General features: G+C 74.6%; 6 protein-coding genes and 2 pseudogenes. 5 read left to right on the forward strand and 3 right to left on the reverse strand.

Annotated features, from left to right (window positions below; translation table 11 throughout):
- Positions 1 to 129: 129 nt before the first annotated feature.
- The 5 genes and pseudogenes from E1283_RS28830 to E1283_RS28850 all read left to right on the forward strand — a co-directional run.
- Positions 130 to 522, forward strand: a complete 393-nt coding sequence (locus E1283_RS28830) for a YraN family protein (RefSeq protein ID WP_132821107.1) — start codon at positions 130 to 132, stop codon at positions 520 to 522.
- Positions 522 to 2,150, forward strand: coding sequence for a YifB family Mg chelatase-like AAA ATPase (locus E1283_RS28835; protein ID WP_132821108.1), 1,629 nt, complete (start codon positions 522 to 524; stop codon positions 2,148 to 2,150). Before E1283_RS28830 ends, E1283_RS28835 begins: the two co-directional genes overlap by 1 nt.
- Positions 2,147 to 3,340, forward strand: a complete 1,194-nt coding sequence (dprA, locus tag E1283_RS28840; protein ID WP_243745181.1) for a DNA-processing protein DprA — start codon at positions 2,147 to 2,149, stop codon at positions 3,338 to 3,340. The genes E1283_RS28835 and dprA overlap by 4 nt, the downstream gene beginning before the upstream one ends.
- Positions 3,341 to 3,506: 166 nt before the next feature.
- On the forward strand, positions 3,507 to 4,349 hold the full coding sequence (gene whiG / locus E1283_RS28845) for an RNA polymerase sigma factor WhiG (protein WP_132821110.1): 843 nt from the start codon (positions 3,507 to 3,509) through the stop codon (positions 4,347 to 4,349).
- An 81-nt stretch (positions 4,350 to 4,430) separates the two neighbouring features.
- Positions 4,431 to 4,994 (forward strand): annotated as a pseudogene (locus tag E1283_RS28850) (TetR/AcrR family transcriptional regulator); the annotation flags it as partial.
- 126 nt (positions 4,995 to 5,120) lie between these two features.
- On the opposite strand, the pseudogene E1283_RS28855 reads toward E1283_RS28850, so the two are convergent.
- The 3 genes and pseudogenes from E1283_RS28855 to lepB all read right to left on the reverse strand — a co-directional run.
- A pseudogene (locus E1283_RS28855) lies at positions 5,121 to 5,618 on the reverse strand (peptidoglycan DD-metalloendopeptidase family protein); the annotation flags it as partial.
- Positions 5,619 to 5,726: 108 nt separating this feature from the next.
- A complete protein-coding gene (locus E1283_RS28860) occupies positions 5,727 to 6,062 on the reverse strand; it encodes a DUF2469 domain-containing protein (RefSeq protein ID WP_132821111.1) in 336 nt (111 codons plus the stop codon).
- Positions 6,063 to 6,075: 13 nt separating this feature from the next.
- A complete protein-coding gene (lepB, locus tag E1283_RS28865; protein ID WP_132821112.1) occupies positions 6,076 to 6,843 on the reverse strand; it encodes a signal peptidase I in 768 nt (255 codons plus the stop codon).
- Position 6,844: the final 1 nt, after the last annotated feature.

Here is a 6,844-nt window from a genome sequence, read left to right on the forward strand (position 1 = left end):
GGGAGAAGCGGGTGAGTGACGCGCGCCCCCTCGTACGAGTGACGAAGTTATCCACATACACCGGGTTGTCCACCAAGATCCACTTCTCTTCGCCGTCTCGCGCACAGTCGGTGACGGAGGTGACACGGAATGAATCATCGAGGAGCGCTGGGGCGTTTCGGGGAGGACGTGGCCGTCCGGCGGCTGCGGGACTCCGGGTTGACGGTGCTGGAGCGCAACTGGCGCTGCCGCGCCGGGGAGATCGACATCGTGGCCGGGGAGTCGGCCGGCGGCGGCACCGTGGTGGTCTGCGAGGTGAAGACGCGGCGGCTCGGGAGGCTGCCGCAGTTCGAGCACCCGATGGCCGCGGTGACGCCGCGCAAGGCCGACCGGCTTCGGGAACTCGCCGAGTGGTGGCTGAGCGAACGCTGGCTCGCCAGGTTCGGCGCCCCGCCGCCCGGCGGGGTGCGGATCGACCTGATCGGGGTCCTGCTCCCGCGGCGCGGCGCGCCGCTGGTCCAGCACGCGCGGGGGGTGGCGTGATGGCGTTCGCCCGCACCTGCGCGGTGGCCCTGGTGGGCGTGGAGGGAGTCGTCGTCGAGGTCCAGGCCGACCTGGAGCCGGGGGTCGCCGCCTTCTCGCTGGTCGGCCTGGCCGACAAGTCGTTGAGCGAGAGCCGGGACCGGGTGCGGGCCGCGGTGATCAACTCGGGGGCCCAGTGGCCCCAGAAGAAGCTGACCGTGGGGCTCAGCCCGGCCGCGGTGCCCAAGTTCGGCAGCGGATTCGACCTCGCCGTCGCCTGCGCGGTGCTGGCGGCGGCCGAGCGGATCGACCCACGGTCCATCGCGGACCTGATGATGATCGGCGAGCTCGCGCTCGACGGGCGGGTGCGCCCGGTGCGCGGGGTGCTGCCCGCGGTGCTCACCGCGGCGGACGCCGGCTACCGGCAGGTGGTGGTACCCGAGCAGGCGGCGGCCGAGGCGGCCCTGGTGCCGGACGTGTCGGTGCTCGGGGTGCGCAGCCTGGCCCAGCTGATCGCGCTGCTCGCCGACGAGCCGGTGCCCGAGGAGCCGGGCACGGTCGGGCCCGACCCGGGTGGGCCCGAGGGGCGGGCACGCGTCCCGCTCGGCCCCGGCTGGGGCTATCCCCAGCCCGCCGGGGTCTTCTGCGCCGCGGGCGGCCGGGCCGTGCCCGACCTGGTCGACGTGTCGGGCCAGCGGCTGGCCCGCCGGGCCCTGGAGGTGGCGGCCGCCGGGCGGCACCACCTCCTCTTCAAGGGCGCGCCGGGCGCGGGCAAGACGATGCTGGCCGAGCGGCTGCCCGGGCTGCTGCCACCGCTGACACACCAGGAGTCGCTGGAGGTCACCGCCGTGCACTCGGTCAGCGGCTCGCTGCCGCCCGGCCGCCCGATGATCGACCGGCCGCCGTACTGCGCGCCGCACCACTCGGCCTCGATGGCCTCGCTGGTCGGCGGCGGCAGCGGGCTGCCGCGCCCCGGGGCGATGTCGCTCGCCCACCACGGGGTGCTGTTCCTCGACGAGGCGGCGGAGATGAACGGCCAGGTGCTCGACGCGCTGCGGCAGCCGTTGGAGTCCGGATTCGTGGTGGTGGCCAGGGCGGCCGGCATGATGCGGATGCCCGCCAGGGTGTTGCTGGTCCTGGCGGCCAACCCGTGCCCGTGCGGGCGCCACGGCTCGCCGGGCGGCGAGTGCGAGTGCATGCCGGCCACCGTCCGGCGCTATCGGGCCCGGCTCTCCGGGCCGCTGCTCGACCGGATCGACCTGCGCGTCCGGGTGGAGCCGGTGAGCCGGGCCGATCTGGTGGCGGTGGCCGGCGGCGAACCCACCGCGGTGGTGGCGGAGCGGGTGCTGGCGGCCCGGGAGCGGGCGGCCGCGCGGTACGGCGGCGCGCCCTGGGCGACCAACGGGGAGGTGCCGGGCCACGAGCTGCGCACCCGCTGGGCGCCGCCGCCCGGTGCGCTGAACCGGGCCGAGCAGGACATGGACCGCGGGCTGCTCACGGCCAGGGGCCTGGACAGGGTGCTCCGCGTCGCGTGGACGGTGGCGGACCTGGCCGGCCACGACCGGCCCACCGCGGAGGACGTGGACGCGGCGCTCGAGCTGCGCACCGGGGTGCGGCGCGGCGCCGGCGTCGCGGGGAGCCTGCCGTGACGGCGGGGCGGGTGGCGCCGGCGGTCCCACGGCCCGTCACCGGGGAGTGCCGGCTGGCGCGCGCCGCGCTGACCAGGCTCGCCGAGCCGGGGGACGAGCAGGTGGGGCGTTGGCTCGCGGAGTTCGGCCCCGAGGAGGTCTGGCGCGCGGTGCGCGCGGGCGACCGGCTGCCCGGTGCGAGCCGGGACCGGTGGGCGGGGCTTCGGCTGCGCGCCAGGCGGGTCGATCCTGGGCGGGATCTGGCGGCGGTCGCCGCGCTCGGCGGGCGGTTCCTGTGCCCGGGAGATCGGGAGTGGCCGAGCCAGTTGGGCGATCTGGGGGCGGCCGGTCCTGTGGGGCTGTGGGTGCGCGGGCCCTGCTCGCTGCGGTTCACGGCGCTGCGCTCGGTGGCGCTGGTGGGCTCGCGGGCGTGCAGCGACTACGGGGCGCACGTGGCGACCGAGTTCGCCGGGGCGCTGGCCGAGCGGGGCTGGGCGGTGGTCTCCGGCGCGGCCTACGGGGTGGACGGCGCGGCGCATCGCGGCGCGCTGGCGGTGGGCGGCACCACCGTCGCGGTGCTCGCCTGCGGGGTGGACGTGGGCTATCCGGCCGCGCACCGGGAACTGCTCGACCGGATCGCCGGCGGTGGTCTGCTGGTGGCCGAGCTGCCACCCGGCGAACATCCGACGCGGCCCAGGTTCGTCGAGCGGAACCGGCTGATCGCCGCGTTGACCAGGGGCACGGTCGTGGTGGAGGCGGCGCGGCGCAGCGGCTCGCTGGTGACGGCCCGACACGCGAGCCGGCTCGGGCGCCGTCTGATGGCGGTGCCGGGTCCGGTCACGTCGAGTCTGTCGGCGGGCGCGCACCGGCTCATCCGGGAGGCCGCCGTGCTGGTGTCCGACGCGGCCGAGGTCATCGAACTGGTGGGAGACATGGGTGAGTTGCCGCCCGAGGAGGTGAGCCCCGCGGTGCCGAGGGAGTTGCTGGCACCGGAGTCGGGTCGGGTGTTGGAGGCGTTGCCCGCCTGGGGCGCGCTGGGCGCGGAGGAGATCGCGCGCCGGGCGTGCACGGGAGAGCCCAGCGCGCTCGCTCGGCTGCGCGAGCTCAGCTGTCTGGGTTTCGTCGAACGGGTTGGCGAACGCTGGCAGTTGTCGAGGCCCGGCGGCCGACACGCGGACGGCGGGGATCCACCGGGATGTGGCGGCACGTAACACCACGGTGCGGGCAGCGGAACGTATCTGCGCATAGCCGATCACCGCCCACATGCGCAACGCGACCCGACAGTCACGCTACGCTCACAGGGTTCTGTCGACAGAACCGCTTCCCCGTACACCTATCTCCCGCAGGTATTTCCCGCAGAACGGCTCAAGACAACGCATGCCACAGCACTCCTCCGGGCCCCGGCACGCGGCTCCGGCGGCTCCGGCCGCGACGGGGGGCGCCGCCGCTCCGACCGCGCCGACCGCGCTCGACGAGCTGTGGCGTTCGTACAAGACCAGCGGCGACGAGCGGCTGCGCGAGCAGCTGATCCTCCACTACTCGCCGCTGGTCAAGTACGTGGCGGGCCGGGTCAGCGTGGGGCTGCCGCCCAACGTGGAGCAGGCGGACTTCGTGTCGTCCGGGGTGTTCGGCCTGATCGACGCGATCGAGAAGTTCGATCCCGGGCGGTCCATCAAGTTCGAGACGTACGCGATCACCCGGATCCGCGGGGCCATGATCGACGAACTCCGGGCGCTGGACTGGATTCCCCGCTCGGTGCGGCAGAAGGCGCGGGCGATCGAGCGGGCGTACGCCACCCTGGAGGCTTCGCTGCGCCGCACTCCCTCGGAGTCCGAGGTGGCCGAGGAGATGGAGATCTCCCTGGAGGAACTGCACGCCGTGTTCAGCCAGTTGTCGCTGGCCAACGTGGTGGCCCTGGAGGAGCTGCTGCACGCGGGCGGCGAGGGCGGCGACCGGCTCAGCCTGATGGACACGCTGGAGGACACCGCGGCCGACGACCCGGTGGAGGTCGCGGAGGACCGGGAGCTCCGCCGGCTGCTGGCCCGCGCGGTGAACACCCTGCCGGACCGGGAGAAGACCGTGGTCACGCTCTACTACTACGAGGGGCTCACGCTGGCCGAGATCGGCGAGGTGTTGGGGGTCACGGAGAGCCGGGTCAGCCAGATCCACACCAAGTCCGTGCTCCAACTCCGCGCCAAGCTCGCCGACGTGCACGGCTGAGCCCCGGGCCTCGTCGGTTCCGTGCCCCGCGGGCCGCCGACGCTCTACAGTGATGGCGTGCCCAGGATCCGAGCGGCCACGGTGGCCGAGCACCGGAGAATCCAGCGCGGCGCCCTCCTCGACGCCGCCAGGTCACTGTTGTCCGAGGGCGGGGTCCGCGCGCTGACCTTTCCGGCGCTGGCCGAGCGCACCGGTCTGGCCCGCTCCTCCGTGTACGAGTACTTCCGCTCCAGAGCCGAGTTGGTCGAGGCGCTCTGCGAGGACGATCTCCCCCTGTGGACGGCGGAGGTGGCGGCGGCGATGGCGGTGGCCGACACCCCGGCCGACAAGCTCGGCGCCTATGTGCGGCACCAGGTGGCGCTGGCGGCCGACGGGCGGCACCGGGCCGTGATGGCGATCGCGGCGGGCGAGCTCGACGCGGCGGCCAGGGCCGGCACCCGACCGGACCCGGCCTGGGAGCGGATCAGGGCCGCGCACGGCGGCCTCGTCGACCTGGTGGTCGGCGCGCTGGCGGACCTCGGGCACGAGGACCCCCGGCTGGTGGCCCGCCTGCTGCAGGGCATGATCGACGCCGCCGTCCGCCGCGGCCCCGACCCCGGCGTCGCCGAGGTCGCGGTGCGGATGGCCCTGCACGGCGCCGCCGGCGCCCCCGGTCACACCACCACCACCGTCGCCCCCGCCGTCGGGGAGCGGGACGCCCTCGGTGGGGAGCAGCCTGACGGGCCCGGTGCCCAGCAGGTGCGCGGGTAGCAGCGTGAGCGGGTCGAGGTAGGTCTCGCCACGCAGCAGCCCCCAGTGCAGGCAGGCCGTGGGGCAGTGGAAGGGCCCGGCGGCCAGTTCGCCGACCACCTGGCCGGCCGCCACCCGCTCCCCCACCTCGACCGCGGCCAGCACCGGCTCGTGCGTGATCGGCAGTGGCGGCGAGCCCCCGTCGTCCAGCTCGATGGTGAGCACCCCGCGCCCGGCGACCTGGCCCGCGAACGCCACCGTGCCGGGCATCGCCGCCCGGACCTCGGCGCCCGGCGCGGTGGCCAGGTCGACCCCGCGGTGCCCGGCCGCCCAGGGCGTCGGCGGCGGGTCCCAGAGCGCGGCCACCACGGGCCGCGGCCCACCCGCCGGCCCCGGCACCGGCCAGGCGGCAGCCGCCCCGGCCCCGGCCGCGACCGCCTCCGTGGGGGCCGGGTCGCCGGGAACCTGGTCGGTGGGGGCCCCACTCGCGGCGGGCACGGCGAGGAGGAACACGGAGAGCAACGCGGTCAACACGGTCATGCGTTCAGGCTGCCGCCTCCGGTCCCCCGGCGGGATTCTGGCCGCGATCCTGTGGACAACCGGCGATCCGTGGACAACGCCGTCGCCCGTACGGGTGAGACCGGAGCGTCAGGTGCCCCGCGCGCCGCCGAAGCCCGAGTCCTCCGGTAGGTCGAGCTCGCTCCGGTTCAGCTCCTCGATGTTCACGTCCTTGAACGTGAGTACCCGCACCTGCTTGACGAAGCGGGCCGGCCTGTACATGTCCCACACCCAGGCGTCGGCCATGGAGACCTCGAAGAACACCTCACCCTGGACGGAGTGCACCTGCATCTCGTAGTCGTTGGTGAGATAGAAACGCCGCTCGGTCTCGATCACATACGTGAATAGCCCGACCACGTCCCGGTACTCCCGGTAGAGCTTGAGCTCCATCTCGGTCTCGTACTTTTCGAGGTCCTCGGCACTCATGGCGTGATCCCCTTCAGCCGTGCGTTCCCTCATTGTGCGCCACCGGCGGCGTCGGCACGCCACGGCGGTCCGCCCGAGCCCGACCCAGCCGGCCCGCGACCGGCCCGTAGAGGGCTCCGCAGACGATCAGCACGGCGCCCACGACGATGGCGTACGTCAGCGGCCCCAGCGGCCCGGCCCCCGACACCCCGCCGGGCAGCCCTGCGAATCCCGTGGCCCTGGGCAGCGTGCCGAGCCGGTCGAACGGCCAGACGGTGGCCTCCACCCGCCCGGACACCGCCGCCACCGGCACCGTGCCGGGGTCGGAGTCGGTGAGCTGGTCGCGGGAGTCGAGCGAGTCCACCCGGTGGTCGCCGAGCAGGAAGATCTCCCCGTCAGGCACGGTGGCCTCGAACTGGGTGCTCAAGGCGTCGTACGCCTGGTCGACGTACGGCTCGTCGATCGGCTCGCCGTTCACCATCAGCCGGCCGCTCTCGTCACAGCAGGTCACGGTGTCCCCGCCGACGCCCACGACCCGCTTGATCATCGGCAGATCGCCCCAGGCCGCGTCGCGGAAGACCACCACGTCCCCGCGCCGCACGTCGGTGCCGTCGACCCGCTGGGCAAGCACCCGGTCGCCCGCGGTCACCGCGGGCGACATCGAGTTCGTCGGCACCGTGTACGGCTGATAGAGGAACGCCGCGAGCACGAACCCGCCGAGAAACAGCGCGCAGCCCACCGCGACGGCCACCGCGGACAACCTCCGCTCAAGCCGTCCACCACGCTCCGGCGCTCCGCTCATC

Source organism: Streptomyces hainanensis, from assembly GCF_004348415.1.
GTDB lineage: Bacteria > Actinomycetota > Actinomycetes > Streptomycetales > Streptomycetaceae > Streptomyces > Streptomyces hainanensis.

Coding starts and splice junctions, on each gene's coding strand:
- E1283_RS28835 (WP_132821108.1), top strand. CDS start 522: ATGGCGTTCGCCCGCACCTGCGCGGTGGCCCTGGTGGGCGTGGAGGGA.
- E1283_RS28830 (WP_132821107.1), top strand. CDS start 130: ATGAATCATCGAGGAGCGCTGGGGCGTTTCGGGGAGGACGTGGCCGTC.
- lepB (WP_132821112.1), bottom strand. CDS start 6,843: ATGAGCGGAGCGCCGGAGCGTGGTGGACGGCTTGAGCGGAGGTTGTCC.
- whiG (WP_132821110.1), top strand. CDS start 3,507: ATGCCACAGCACTCCTCCGGGCCCCGGCACGCGGCTCCGGCGGCTCCG.
- E1283_RS28860 (WP_132821111.1), bottom strand. CDS start 6,062: ATGAGTGCCGAGGACCTCGAAAAGTACGAGACCGAGATGGAGCTCAAG.